Origin of the sequence: Streptomyces sp. NPDC014734 (assembly GCF_043083325.1) — a bacterium.
Taxonomy (GTDB): Bacteria; Actinomycetota; Actinomycetes; order Streptomycetales; family Streptomycetaceae; genus Streptomyces.
Genome location: NZ_JBIBYN010000017.1, coordinates 136,533 through 150,111, shown reverse-complemented (window position 1 = coordinate 150,111; position 13,579 = coordinate 136,533). Strand labels below are relative to the sequence as shown.

General features: G+C 72.7%; 9 protein-coding genes. 2 read left to right on the top strand and 7 right to left on the bottom strand.

Going from position 1 to position 13,579, the window contains the following annotated elements:
• Positions 1-411: 411 nt before the first annotated feature.
• Both ACF1CT_RS25200 and ACF1CT_RS25195 read right to left on the bottom strand, forming a co-directional pair.
• Complete coding sequence (locus ACF1CT_RS25200; RefSeq protein ID WP_391786210.1) at positions 412-942, bottom strand: hypothetical protein; 531 nt, start codon at positions 940-942, stop codon at positions 412-414.
• Between the two features lie 420 nt (positions 943-1,362).
• Complete coding sequence (locus ACF1CT_RS25195; RefSeq protein WP_391786209.1) at positions 1,363-2,316, bottom strand: class I SAM-dependent methyltransferase; 954 nt, start codon at positions 2,314-2,316, stop codon at positions 1,363-1,365.
• Between the two features lie 274 nt (positions 2,317-2,590).
• Between ACF1CT_RS25195 and ACF1CT_RS25190 the strand changes: the two genes are divergently transcribed.
• Entirely contained in the window at positions 2,591-3,553 is a 963-nt protein-coding gene (locus ACF1CT_RS25190) for a LysR substrate-binding domain-containing protein (protein ID WP_391786208.1), read from the top strand.
• A 98-nt stretch (positions 3,554-3,651) separates the two neighbouring features.
• Here ACF1CT_RS25190 and ACF1CT_RS25185 read toward each other — a convergent pair whose 3' ends face one another.
• Complete coding sequence (locus ACF1CT_RS25185) at positions 3,652-3,957, bottom strand: 4a-hydroxytetrahydrobiopterin dehydratase (protein ID WP_391786207.1); 306 nt, start codon at positions 3,955-3,957, stop codon at positions 3,652-3,654.
• Positions 3,958-4,020: 63 nt separating this feature from the next.
• Between ACF1CT_RS25185 and ACF1CT_RS25180 the strand changes: the two genes are divergently transcribed.
• Entirely contained in the window at positions 4,021-4,860 is an 840-nt protein-coding gene (locus ACF1CT_RS25180) for a helix-turn-helix domain-containing protein (RefSeq protein ID WP_391786206.1), read from the top strand.
• A 256-nt stretch (positions 4,861-5,116) separates the two neighbouring features.
• On the opposite strand, the gene secD is transcribed toward ACF1CT_RS25180, so the two are convergent.
• From secD to ACF1CT_RS25160, 4 genes are all read right to left on the bottom strand, one after another.
• Complete coding sequence (secD, locus tag ACF1CT_RS25175) at positions 5,117-7,525, bottom strand: protein translocase subunit SecD (protein ID WP_391786205.1); 2,409 nt, start codon at positions 7,523-7,525, stop codon at positions 5,117-5,119.
• Between the two features lie 654 nt (positions 7,526-8,179).
• A complete protein-coding gene (locus tag ACF1CT_RS25170; RefSeq protein WP_391786204.1) occupies positions 8,180-9,007 on the bottom strand; it encodes a rod shape-determining protein MreC in 828 nt (275 codons plus the stop codon).
• Positions 9,008-9,163: 156 nt separating this feature from the next.
• On the bottom strand, positions 9,164-11,278 hold the full coding sequence (gene ligA / locus ACF1CT_RS25165) for an NAD-dependent DNA ligase LigA (RefSeq protein WP_391786203.1): 2,115 nt from the start codon (positions 11,276-11,278) through the stop codon (positions 9,164-9,166).
• A 49-nt stretch (positions 11,279-11,327) separates the two neighbouring features.
• On the bottom strand, positions 11,328-13,502 hold the full coding sequence (locus ACF1CT_RS25160; RefSeq protein ID WP_391786202.1) for an alkaline phosphatase family protein: 2,175 nt from the start codon (positions 13,500-13,502) through the stop codon (positions 11,328-11,330).
• Between the last annotated feature and the right edge of the window lie 77 nt (positions 13,503-13,579).

Below are 13,579 nucleotides of genomic sequence, written 5' to 3'. Positions count from 1 at the left end.
GCGGCCGGGGAAACGGATGAACGGCCTCGACACCCGGAACCTCACCCTTCCGGGCCAAGGCATCCATGAGGGGGTGGGGCCCCGCGTCCCGGCCGCGAGCACCCGGCCGGATCCTGGCGGCCGGGACGTGGGCGGCGTCTGCCACGCCGACGCCACGTTCGGCCGCCGCGGCCCCGGTACCCGAGGGGGACCGCGACCGAGTGCCGGAGACCGGGGGGCCGCGTGCGGCGCGGCCGCCCCGGTCGGCTGGCAGTGCCTCGCCGACCGGCTTTAGTATGGCGGGGCAGGTGGATGTATACGTCAGGTGTGGGCGTCCGGGACCGGGCACTACCGGTTCCGGACGCCCGGACCGGAACCCCGGCCCGATTCCGGCGGGCCGGGGTTCCGTTTCGAAGAGGCGATCCGGTCAGATCACCGGTCCTCGAAGTGCCGCTCGATCACGCGGAAGCTGCCGACCACGCCGTTCTCCACGCACACGCCGCCCTTGACGTGGCCCGGGAAGACACCGTCGCTGGAGCTGTGCGGTCCGACGGTCGCGATGGGCGCGCCGTTGTCGCAGGTGGCACCGCGGAAGACCTCGATGGTCCGGCGGCTCTCGTTGCGGATGTTCAGGCTCTTGGCGCCGAGCCCGCTGACCACGGTGACGCAGCCACCCGGGTCGTCGGTGTACGTCCGCTCGTTGATGTGGATTCGACCCTCGCGCTCGTAACCACGGTCCCCACCGTAGCCACGCTCTTCGTAGCGCTTGCCCTCATTGCCCTTGCCCTCGTTGCCCTTCCCGGCGTCGCCGCCGTCGGGAGCCGAAACGGGAGCGGCCTGCTGAGCGACCGGGGCTGCCTGGACCGGCTGGGAGGTGGCAGCCGAGGCGTACGTGATGCCAGTGGCGGCCATGGCCGCGGCAGCCGCGACGGCGGCAGTAACGATGGTGGAACGGGTAACCATGTCGCTTCTCCTGTCTCAGAGAGGTCGGCTGAGCAGTCGACCCGGGACGAACGTACTTATGGTTGTCATACCTGTCATATCGGACACGTTGAAGGCTGTCTCCGAGACTCCGATAGGGGGACAAAAAGTACGCCGAATGCCAATTCCGCATCATGGAATGACGCGTCAAGTGACCGGAGAAGAGGGGCAATTGATGTGGCGTTAGCCTGTACAGGCGACTTCCTGATGCCTCCTCACCCTGGCAGCAGCGCGTTTCCCCTTGACACGGCCCACGCGGTACGGCCGCACCCCGGCCGCGCGCCTCGGGGGCGGCCGGGGTGCGCGTTCGACACACGGCGCGGGAACCGGTGGCGCAAGGGCGAGAACACCGCGGCCGGCCGACGGACGGCGGGGCGACGCGGCAACAGCCCGGCCGGGACGTCAGCGCCCCGGGCGGCGGTCCTCGCCCCGTCGGCCGAGATGAACGGTGCGTGCCATGAGCAGGAAGACATCGGGGCGCAGGCGCAGCCCGGCCGGGTCCTCGGGGTCGAGCAGCCGGTCGAGCACCGCCGCGTCCTCGGCCGTGAGCACGTCCTCGAACGTCTCGCGTCGACGGCCGAACTCGGCGATGACGTGGTCGCGGGCCGGCCCGGACAGTGGTGCCGGGAGGTCGAGCAGGAAGCTGCGCGTGCCCTGCGGTTCCAGACCCGCCGCGGTCAACAGCGCCCGCCAGTCCTCGGTCTCGCGCTTGGATTCGGGCAGCGACGCCCTCATGGACGCGAACCAGTCGGCCCTGATCGCGTCCAGCCTGTCCTCCAGTCCGGGCCGCCCCATGCCGATGTCGCGCGGCAGTTGACGTGACGGCAGTCCGCCCTCGACGAGGGCCACGGTCCCGCCCGGACGCAGCGACTCCGCGAATCCGGAGAGGACCGCGCGCTGGTCGCCCATGTGGTGCAGGGAGTTGCCCGCCCAGATCAGGTCCGCCTTCCCCAGCAGTTCGAGGTCGTCGGGCAGTTCGGCCCGCAGTGTGCGGACGCGGTCACCGAGGCCGAGCCGTCCGGCGCGGGCACGGGCACGCTCCAGCAGCGCCTCGGTGCCGTCGACGGCGACGACCTCCGCCTCCGGGAACACCTCGGCGAGCAGGCAGGTGATGACACCGGGGCCACTGCCGATGTCGAGCACCCGGCGCACCTCGGGAACCTCGCGCAGACCGGCGATCCAGCGGGCCGCCTCCTCGTACTGCGGGAGTCCGAGCTCGCCCTCCCGCTCCAGCAGCGGGGCCATGGCGTCCCAGTCGAATTCGGTGGCGGTGTCGCCGTGACCGTGCGCGTGGCCGTGCCCTCCGCCATGTCCGTGGTGCCCGGTGGTGTGCTGATGGCCATTGTTCTGGTTCATGGTGACAGCCTCACCACACACCAATCCCCCGGCAAGCGGCTTTGCCGTTCCGGCAAGCCACCGATCGGCCGGTCGGTCGGTCCGGGCGCCGGGGGCTCCCACCAGCTCCGCGCGGCGCGGGACGGCACCGGCCCCCGAAGGCCCCAGTCCGGGCGGGAGCGCGGCTGCCGTCGGCGCCTCGTTCGCGTTCGAGCATGTCCAGGACATGGACAGTTCGGCACCGATTGGACGACAGCATATTGCCGGTAGGCCACCGGGCCCATAACTTGCGTTTATGGAGCTGGAGTTGCGCCATCTGCGAACCGTACGTGCCATCGCCGACACCGGGAGCCTGACGAAGGCGGCCTCAACCCTCGGGCTCGCCCAGCCCGCGCTGAGCGCACAGTTGAGGCGGATCGAGAAGGCGCTCGGCGGCCCGCTCTTCGAGCGCGACCACACCGGTGCCCGGCCCACGCTCCTCGGTGAGCTGGTGCTCGAACGGGCACGGGTGGTCCTGCCCGCGGTCAGTGAGCTCCAGCAGGAGGCGGTGCGGTTCGCCAACGCCTGCGGGACGATGGAGCGCTTCCGCCTCGGCGGTACGCACGGCCCGTTGCTGGGCGGTCTCGTCGATCGTCTGGTCACCGCGCACCCGACGGCACCGGTGTCGACGTACACCTCGTGGTCGGTCGGTGAGATATCCGCCCAACTCGTCGACGGAAGGCTCGACTTCGCGCTCATAGGGGCCTGCGGGGACAGTCTGCCGCCTGCCAGCGAACGGTTGACCTGGCAGGTGATAGGGGTCGATCCGGTCTTCGTGATGCTGCCGGACACCCACCCGCTCGCCGCCGAGCGGGAGCTGGACCTCGCCGATCTCGCCGACGAGTGCTGGACGGACGTGCCCGGCGAGGGCTGTTTCGCCGATTGTTTCGTCGGAGCGTGCGCACGGGCGGGGTTCAGCCCGGCATCGGTGTACGAGACGGACACGGCCTCCGTCGTCCATCTGGTCCAGGTGGGGCGCGCGGTCGGGCTGTGCCGGGCCACGTTCCCGCCGACGCCCGGGCTGGTGACCCGGCCGATCGTGGGTTCGCCGTTGAGCTGGCGGCATCTGCTGGGCTGGCACCCCCGTTCCGCGGCGGCCGTGTCGGCGGCCGGAACGGTGAGCGGGCACACCCTGGCGGCGTACGCGGACGCGGTGGAGCGCAGCGAGAGCTACGCGGACTGGCTCACCGTGAATCCGGGGTTCGGACCGGCGAGATGACGCCCTGTCCCCTGAGGACCGGCGCGGCGCACGCACCGGCCGGGCCCGGTGCGGTGACACCGGGTCCGCCCGTCCGGGTGGTGCGCCGGGCCCGTCGGCTATCGCACGCCGTGACCGTCGGCGATCGCCGCCACCCGTGCGGCGAGGGCCAGGTCGTGCCCGGTGACCACATCGCCCGCGTCATGCGTGGTCACGGACAGGGCGACGGTGTTGTATCCGAGGGTCAGATCGGAGTGGTGGTTCAGTTCGTCCTGGATCTGTGCCACGTGCACGGTCAGTGCGACGGCGGCGAAATGTGAGCGCAGTCGGTAGGTGCAGTTGATCCGGCCACCTTCCAGCGACCAGCCGGGCAGATCACCCAGACGGGCCTCGATCTCCTGTTGCGACAACGGTTCGGCGGGCATGTCGGGGCTCCCTCACGAGCGAAAGGTTCCGGTCGGCGGTGCCGGTGACGTTACGGTCTGCGTATGACAACTGTCGTGATTGACACGGGGGTAGGACCGCTGTTGCGCGGCTGGCGGGAACGGCGGCGGATCAGCCAGCTGGAACTGGCGCTCCGCGCCGACTCGTCGGCACGGCACATCTCCTTCATCGAGACGGGACGTTCCCGCCCGAGCGAGGAGATGATCCTGCGGCTGGCGGAACACCTCGACGTTCCGGTCAGGGAACGCAATGCCCTGCTGGTGGTGGCCGGTTACGCTCCGCGGTTCGCGCGGACCGCCCTCGACGACCCCGCGCTGGGTGCCCTGCGCGAGGGGATGGAGCGGCTGCTGCGGGGGTACGAGCCCTATCCGGCGCTCGTCGTCGACGGCGTGTACGACGTGGTGGCGGCCAATCGGGGGATCGAGATGCTGCTGGAGGGAGTGCCGGAGCATCTCCTGACGCCACCGTTGAACGCGATGCGGCTCACGCTCCACCCGGAGGGACTGGCCCCGCGGATCCGCAACCTCCAGGAGTGGCGGGCCGATCTGCTCCGGCAGATGCGCCGCCAGATCGCCCTGGTCCGTTCGGCGGAGCTGCGTGAGCTGTACGAGGAGGTCGCGGGCTACCCGCCGCCGGAGCGCCACGTCCGGGCCGCGGAGTCCGGGCCGGACGGAGGACGGTGGGCGGACGACGGCGCCCTACCGCCCACCCCGCCCTTCGCGTTGCCCCTGCGTATCGAGCACGAGGGGCGGGTGCTCTCGTTCGTCTCCTCCATCGCGACGTTCAACACGCCGATGGACGTGACGGTGTCCGAGCTGGCGATCGAGACGTTCCTGCCCGCCGACCGGGCCACCGCCGACCACCTGCGGTCCTTCGCCCCCTGATGTCCGGTCGGCGTTCCGGATGGCGGACGGCGTCACGGGAAGGGGCCAGCCCCGCCCGGCGCCCGGGTACCGGGACGGGCGGGGCGGCCCTCAGAGCCCGTCGGGTGACCTCTGACCGGGCGGCCACGTCCTGGCACGCGCGCCTCCGGCGTTGCCGGAACGACCGAGCGGCTGCACCACTGGGCCGTCCCGACGCCCTGGAATCGCACGCACCATGCCGCGTCCGCGTTCCGGTCGGAGGTCATCCGACAGGCTCTCAGACGCGTGCTCCGTTGTCGGCGGGATCACGGCGTACCGTGCGCGTACCGGACCGGCGCCCCCCGGCCCGCTTCCGGGCGGGCGGCGGGGCCTTGCTGCTGCGTTCCAGGACGAGCGCTGCCGGTACCGCCGTCATCACCGAGGAGTACGTGCCGACGCAGATGCCGATCAGCAGAGCGAGTGCGAAGTCCGCCAGGGAGTCACCGCCCAGCACGGCGAGCGCGGTCAGGATGAAGAGCGCGCCCATCCCGGTGTTGACCGTTCGCGGCACGGTCTGGAGCACGGCTCGGTTGGCGATGGTGGCGACCGGGGTGCGCCGGGCCTTGGCCCACAGCTCCCGCACCCGGTCGAAGACCACCACCGAGTCGTTGACGGAGTACCCGATGACGGTGAGGAGCGCGGCGAGGAAGATGCCGTCGACGGTGCGCCCCAGCCAGGCGAAGGCGCCGACCAGGACGATGACGTCGTGGACCAGAGCCGCGACCGAGGCCACGGCGAACGTCCAGCGGAACCGCACCACCAGATAGGCCAGCTGCACGAGGACGGCGATGGCGAGGGCGATCAGGGCGTTGCGGCGCAGTTCGTCGCCGAGACTGGGGCCGATGAGTTCGTCGCGGACCTTGGTGGTCTCGCCGCCCTCCTCGGCGAGGGCGGCACGCAGGGCGTGCTCGTCGTCGTTGTCGAGCTTTCCGGTGCGTACGGAGAGGTCTCCCGCGCCCGCCGTGGTGACCTCGGCGTCGCCGAAGCCCGCGTCGGCAAGGGCGGTGCGGGCCCGCTCCACGTCGACCGGCCGGCTCGTGGAGTACTCGACGAGCCGGCCGCCGGTGAACTCGACGCCCAGGTTGACCCCGCGTACGACGATGCCGAGGACGGCCACGACGACCAACGACGTGGAGATCAGCAGCCAACGACGCGGCGAGCGCATCAGCTGGGGATCGCGGCGGGTCAGCCAGGTGCGCACCCGGCCGGGGCTGGAGATGCCGTTGACACCGCGGAAGTGGTTGACGAAGCGTGAACCCGCGGCGATCTCGGTGAGCGCCCGGGCGATGACGAGCGCGGAGAACATCGAGGCGATCACACCGATGGCGAGCGTGACCCCGAAGCCCTTCACCGGCCCGGAGCCGAGGAAGAAGAGCAGTCCGGCCGCGATCAGGGTCGTGACGTTGGAGTCGGCGACGGCGCTCCAGGCACCGCGGAATCCGGCGGTCAGCGAGGAACGCAGGGAACGGCCCGGCCGTAGTGCGTGTTCCTCCCTGGCTCGTTCGAACACCAGGACATTGGCGTCGACCGCCATACCGATGGCCAGGACGAACCCGGCGAGGCCGGGAAGGGTGAGGGTGACGCCGAGGGCCACCAGGGCGGCGTAGGAGATCAGCCCGTAGGCGGCGAGTGCCACGGCCGCCAGCGCGCCGAAGAGCCGGTACACGATGATGATGAAGAGCGCGGTGGCGGCGGCCCCGATGAGGGCGGCGCGAGCGCTGGCGTCGATGGCGGCGGCACCGAGCGTCGGGCCGACGGTGCGCTGCTCGACGATCTCGACGGGGAGCGGCAGGGCGCCGCCCTCGATGAGCAGAGCGAGTTCCCGGGCCTCGTCGGCGCTGAAGGAGCCGGTGATCTGGGTGGAGCCGGACGGCAGGCCCACACCGCAGGCGACCGACGGGGACACCTGGGGCGAGGAGATGATCTGCTGGTCGAGGACGATCGCGACGCGGCGCCGCTCGTCCTGCGCCGGGTGGCAGGCGGCCTCACCGGTCAGCCGGGTCCAGTCCTGTCCGGCCTTCTTGTGGAAGTCGAGCGAGACGGTCCAGCCGGCGCCCTGCTGGGCGTCGAACGCGGCAGTGGCCGCCTTGACCCCCGCGCCGGACAGCCGGGCCGGGCCGAGGTCGAGAGAACGGCCCTGCTCGTCGGGGAGCGTCGGTCCGCCGTCGGTCTTCTTCTCACCGGGTTTCGGCTCTCCGGCCTTCCCGTCGCCCGGCTTCGCCGTATCGGGCTTCTCGGTGGTGGGCTTCTCGGTGGTGCCCGCATCGGCGGCGTCGCCGTCGCCGGTCGCCGTGCCCGGGCCCTGGACCGCGTGGAAGCTGAGCTGGGCGGTCTTGCCGATCACCTCGGCGGCCTTGCGCGGGTCCTGGACGTCCGGAAGTTCGACGATGATCCGGTCCTCGCCGGAACGGGTCAGGGTGGGCTCGGCGACACCGAGCGAGTCGATGCGCTGGCGAAGCACCTCAAGGGTGCGGTCGGTGCTCTCCCGGTCCGCCTTCGCGGTGTCCGAGTCCTTGGCCTGGAGCACCATCCTGGTACCGCCCTGGAGGTCGAGGCCGAGTCGGGGCGACATGTTCAACGTGATGAGCGCGGAAACGAGCAGCACGGCGGCAGCCAGAACCGCTCGCACCGTGGTGGCGCGAGTCATGGGTTTCCTCCGGGGGAGCGCCGGGCGCCCTCGGAGCGACGAGGACGGGAGCGGCGGTTCAGCGGGAAGGGACCGGTGGACGATCCGGTGTCGGGACCGGTACGGATGACCGGTGGACGGGCGTTCCCGGAGGCCCGCGCACGCCGGGGAGTGCGGCGCGGAGGCGGTCGGTGGTGCGCGCGTTTCCGGCGGGTGCCGGTCGCGGCAGGACGTGCGGGACCCGGACGGCCGGTGCGCCGGGCAGCAGCGCCTCGGGGCCGGGCGGCGGGATCTGGTGCGGGGCGCGCACATGGTCGGCGCCGGCCCTGGGCTCGGGCCGTGGTCCGGTGACGGGCCCGGGCCGGTGCCCGTCGGTCGCCACGGCCGTACGGGCACGGCGGGATTCGGGGACGGATCCCGTGCGGGTGGTCCGGTCGGTGTGCGGGGTCGGCTGACGAGCGCCGGGCGGGTACGCGGCGGAGGGCGGCACGCCGGCGGACGGGCCCGGGGCGGGTCCGGCGCCGACGGCCGCGGGCGCACCGCCGACGACGGCGAGCACAACCAGCAGCAGGGCGGCGAGAGCCCTGCGGGCCACCCGTACACGTCCGGGGTGCGGGCGGGCCTCCGGCCGCGCCTCGGCGGGCGCGTTCCCCGGGGGCGGCCCCGGGAGGGGGGTCACCTCCGCCGGCCGGGCGGTACCGGTGCGGCGGCCGGCCCGCGGAGCACCGAGCCGAGAACCAGCCCGGCACCGCGCACGACCGTGGTCGCCGGGTCGTCGGTGAGCCGGACCGGCGCACCGAGGCGGACCGCGATCCGGTGGGTGACGTCCGGGCGGGCGGCGCCGCCGCCCGCGAGCAACGGGCCCTTGCGCAACGCTCCCAGGACGGCACCGTGCCGGTCCTGCTTCCACATCGCCATGACCATGTCGAGGACGGTGCGGACGACGGCGGTGGGCGGTTCCGAGGGGGCCAGGTCGCTGAGCCCGGCCTCGGCCTGACGGGCGTCACGGATCCGCCCGTCGACAAGGAGGGTGGTCTCCGTCAGTTCGGCGCCGATGTCGACGACGAGCAGCGGGCCGACCTCCCGCGGCGCGGCGAGCGCGGCCGCGGCCCGCGCGCTGTCCAGGACGATGACACGCGTCGGTCCGAGCGCGGCGGCGACCGCCTCCTTCGCGGCGGCGCGGTGCTCGGCACCGGCGAGCACGGGATGGCTGAGCACGATCACGGTGTCGCCGCGATCCGTGCCCAGTGCCGTGTCGGCGATACGGCCGAGCACCCGCCCGCAGCACACCGGGTCGACGACACGTCCGCGCCGGACCGGCCGCGGGTGCCCCGGCCGGTCGTCGGGGCCGTCGCAGGCGGCGGTCTCGGCGACGAGACCGCGCCCGGGCACCCAGGCGCGGGTCCACGAGCTGCCGAGGTCGAGCGCGAGACCGCGGACGGCGCCGACGTTCTCCCGCGGACCCGACCGGTCGGGTCGCGGTCCGTCGTGCAGCGAACGCATCGTCCCTCCCCCGGCCTGCCGAAGCAGCCGTTGAACCACCCATGGGCCTGCTGATAGCGAGGCATGGCCGAGCCCTCACTATGCAATAGAGAGGCAAAGAAAGCCACTCTCGGGCAAAATCGAAGGGTTCGGACGTCGCGCGGCGCTGGTGGCGTGTCATGCCTCCGACGGCAGGAAGTCGGCGATCAGTTCGGCGAACTCGTCCGGCGCGGCTATCCGGACACCGAGATCCTCTGCCTTGGTGCGCTTGGACCCTGCCTTCTCCCCGGCCACCAGGAGCGTGGTGCGCTTGGAGACACTGGACGACGACTTCCCGCCCGCACGCTCGATCAGCTCGTTCATCTGATTGCGGGAGAGCTTCTCCAGCACACCGGTCATCGCACCGGTGACCACGACGGTCATGCCGTCCAACGGCAGCCCGGCGCCCCCGTCCCCGTCTCCGCCGTCGGTGGCGTTCCCCCCGGTCTCCTCGCCCGGCGCGGGCGGCGGGGTCGCTCCGGGCTCCGTCATGGTGACCCCCGCGGCCACCAGCTTCTCGATCAGCGGGGCCAGCTCCGCCAGTTCGGCGACGACGCCCGCCGCCTTCTCCTTGCCGATGCCGTCCACCCGCTGGAGCTCCTCGGCGTCGGCGGCCCTGATCCGGTCCATCTCCGCGAAGTACCGGGCGATCCGCCGCGACATGGAACGCCCGGTACCGCGCACCCCCAGCGCGCAGAACACCCGGGAGAGCGGCTGCCTGCGGGCCGCGTCGATGGCGGCGAGGAGATTGTCCGTGCTCGTCCCGCCCATGCGCTCCAGACCGAGCAACTGCTCCCGGTCGAGCGTGAAGAGATCGGCGAAATCGGTCACCAGACCGGCGTCGACGAGCTGGACGACCCGGGTCGCGCCGAGGCCCTCGATATCGAGCTGGTCGCGTCCCGCCGCGTACGAGATGGAGGCGACGAGGCGGCAGTCGCGGCCCCGGACGCAGCGCCAGCGCTGCTCGCTGGTGTCGATCTCCGAGCCGCACTGCGGACACGCCTCGGGAAAGACGACGGGCTGCTCGTCGCCGGTTCGCAGATGGGCGACGGGGGCCTCGATCCGGGGGATGATGTCGCCCGCCTTGTAGACCATCACGCGGTCGCCCAGCCGCAGATCGCGACGGGTGATGTCGGCCGGGTTGTGCAGCGTGGCGTAGGTGACGGTCGAACCGTCGATCTCGACCGGCTCCAGCACGGCACGGGGCGCGATGATGCCGGTCCGGCCCACGTTCCATTCGACGGCGAGGAGTCGGGTGACCTTCTCGACGGCCGGGAGCTTGTACGCGACGGCCCAGCGGGGCGCCCTGCTCCCGGAGCCCGCATCGCGCTGGTCTGCGGCGAGATCGGCCTTGATCACAATGCCGTCGATGCCGAACGGGAGCGAGGCGCGCAGGGCGGCGACCTCCTCGACGCGGGTCTGCACCTCCTCCGCGGTGGCGGCGGTGCGCGGCTCCACGTCCGTGGCCGCCGCGGTGTGGACGCCGAGGGCGGCGACGCGGGCGAGGACCTCGCTGTGCGGGAGGTCGGCGAGGGTGTCGGCAAGGGCGCCGGACTCGGGCAGGGGCAGCGCGCCGTAGGCGAAGAACGTCATCTCCACCGTGTACGCCCGGTCCTTGGCGCGCAGCGTGCCCGCCGCACCGTTCCTCGGGTTGGCGAACGGCGTGCCGCCGTGTTCGGTACGCACGCTGTTGGCCCGTTCGAACTGCTCGTCCGTCATGAGGATCTCGCCGCGCATCTCGATCGTCACCGGCTCGGCGAGTCGCTCGGGAAGCCCGACCACGGTGCCGATCGCGTGCGACACGTCCTCACCGGCGGTGCCGTCGCCCCGGGTGATCAGCCGCTCCAGCCGGCCCGCCCGGTAGCGGGCGGCGACCGCCAGGCCGTCGAGCTTCGGCTCCACGCTCCACGCCGTGACCGGCCTGCCTATCCGGCGTTCCAGGGACGCCGTCCAGGTGACGAACTGATCGGCCGAGAAGACGTTGTCCAGGGAGAGCATCGGCACCGTGTGCGGGACGTCCCCACTCGCCGCGCCGCCCGCCACCTTGCCGGTCGGTGAGGCGTCCAGGATCTCCCGCGGGTGTTCCTCCTCGTAGGCGGCGATCCCCCGGACCAGCCGGTCGTACGCGTCGTCGTCGAGCGTGCTCTCCCCCGCCGCGTAGTACGCGGCGGCGGCCCGCGACGCTTCTTCGACAGCGGCGGCGTAGGCGGCGGCATCGGCGAGCACAACAGCTGAGTTCGTCATGGCTGCCATCCTGCCGTCCACCACTGACAACGCCGTTTCCGGCCGAAGGGGGCAGCGCTCAGTCGGCGGCCGGAACCGCTCCGTCCGCCTCGTCGGCGCCCTCGGTCCGGCCGTGCGCGCCCGTCGCCCCGACCGCGTCCGCCCCGTCATGGGCGGCCGTCCGCTCGGTGCCGTCCGCCGTTCCCGCAGCAGCGAGCGGTGTCATCGGCCCCGCACACTCCCGCAGCCAGCGCCGCAGCACCCGGTGCACCTGCTCGGCCCCCACCAGCTCGGTGCCCGGGGTCACGGGCTCCGACAGCGTCGTCGGCCACAGCAGGAACGGCCGGGACTGCGCACCGCCCAGACCGCCGTGCGAGCCGATCTGCTCCTCGAAGGCGTGCACGGTCCCCGTACGGCCGTCGTACATCGAGTTCACCATGATGTCCGCGACGTGCGGGAAGGTGTCGGTGCGGCGCACCGCGTCCGCCGCACCCGCGCCGAACGGGGCCAGCGGCCCCTGCCCGTCCCGCAGCTCCGCCACCGGGGTCTCGGTGCCGCCGGGCCCCAGCACGACCGACCCGTGCCGTTCGCTGCGGACCAGCAGGAAGCCGATGCCGGGGTGGTTGGCGAGGGTGCCGAGCAACGCGGGATGGCACAGGTCGAGCCGCTCGCGCGAGGCGCGCCCCCCGATGTCGGGAAAGGAGATCAGCCCCAGGTTGCCGGACGCGAGGACCACCGGGTCGGAGGGTTTCGCGCGGTGCTCCGCCTCCCCCGCCTCGACCGGCCTGCGGTGCAGCGCGGTCCGTACCGCGTCACGTGCCTCCGAACCGCTGCGGGTGCGCTGCGCCCGGCGGGACACGGGCAGCCCGCAGCCCGCCCGCACCAGATCCTTGAGCGTCAGCCCGTACGCCCCCGCGAAGGTCTCCCCGGAACTCTGGCCGTGGTCGGAGAGGAGCACGATCCGGTAGCGGCGCGGGGTGTGCTCGGCGACCTTCGCGATCAGGGCGAGCGAGCGGTCCAGCCGGGCGAGCACCTTCTCCGCGTCCCGGCTGTGCGGTCCGGAGTGGTGGGCGACCTCGTCGTACGCGACGAGGTCGGCGTAGACGGCGGTGCGACCGGCGAACATGTCCCCCATGACCGCGGCCACCACCACATCGCGCTCGACGACGGTCGCGAAGGCGCGGATGAAGGGGTAGAGGCCGCCGCGCTTGATCCGCGGGGCGTCCTCGCGGATGCGGGCCCGCGTCGACTCGCCGATCTCGCGGCAGACCTCGGCGACGAAGGACAGCGCGGTGCGCACGGCGTTGGCCGGGTCGGAGAAGTAGGCGAAGTAGCCGGCCCGCGAGCGGCGTCCCTTGCCGAACCGGGCCGCCATGGACAGGACCAGCGCCAGTTGGTCGGCGCCGCCGCTGAAGAGGTTGCCGCGGCTGGCGCCGTCGACCGCGAGCAGCCCGCCGTCGTGCGTGCGGGCGATGGCCCTGCGCTGGAGTTCGAGGGCGCTCGCGGGCCTGCTGGAGACCATCACGTCGCCGGTCTCCTTCTCGTACCAGCGGAAGGCGGGTACGTCGTGGTTGCTGCCGTGCAGGATGGCGAGCTGGCTGGCGCCGGTCTGACTGGACCAGTCGGTGCGCCAGGGGATGAGCCGGTGCCCCTCCTCCCGCGCGAGCCAGTGCGCGACGGTCGGCATCAGGCCGGTGGCCGCGGCCCGGACGAGCACGTCGTGGCCGACGCCGTCGAGCTGGACGAAGACGACGCCCGGCGGTCCGCAGCGGCCGCCGGGCGCTCCGCTGCGCCGCCGCCTGCGGTCGGCGAGCCGGGACAGGCGCCGCCGGTAGGCGTTGTCGTCGCGAACGGCGAGGGCCGTGGAGGTCGCGGAGGCGACCGCGGACATGACGGCCGCGACGACGACCGCGGTCCGCGGGTCGGCGGCGCCGCGCCCGTCCGGGATGAGCCGCAGGGCGAGCAGCAGCAGGGAACCGTTCAGGAAGAAGACGAGCAGTCCGAGGACGAGCGCGGGCACGATGAGCAGCGCCCGTACCAGGACGGGCCAGACCAGTGCGGAGAGCAGGCCGAACGCCCCGGCGCCCCAGGCCGCCGCGAACGCGGTCCTGGTGACGCTCACACCGTCCGCCGACTGGAGGTGGAAGTCCGGCAGGATCCCGGCGAGCACCAGCATCGTGAGCGTCGAGACCGCCCACACCACGACCACTCTCACCAGGGCGCTGCCGGCCGTTCGCCATCGCCCGTCACCCACGCCGTACCCACCTCACGTCCGGGCCCCGCCGTTCCGGGCCCTGCCCTCCAGCCTGTCACAGCGGCGCGGCGGGCCCC